1 protein-coding gene is annotated in these 250 nt (G+C 64.8%); it reads right to left on the bottom strand.

The features are described 5' to 3' along the window. Positions 1–250 (bottom strand): hypothetical protein (locus AC3XQU_RS24440; protein ID WP_489876703.1); only part of this gene is annotated, 250 nt, incomplete at both ends.

The raw sequence follows: 250 nt of genomic DNA on the forward strand, positions 1-250 counted from the left end.
TTCCGTTCCCGTCCCGAGAGCCGTGACGATCTGGACCATATCGGGGTTACTCGACACTCTCTCGCTCCAGGTAGACACACGGGCGCCACTGACCGTATACCCGCCCGCGTCGTCGTCCCCCACCACACCGACCTCCAAGGGGCCCCGCACCGCTATGCCGGCTTCGGTGCCGGTAAAGCTCACAACAGCAAAGCTGGGAAGGGCCGAGAGGCTCGTCCCGAAAGCGCCCGTGAGAACATCCAGCACGCCT

It is taken from the genome of Telluria sp. AZSoR62, from assembly GCF_058111565.1.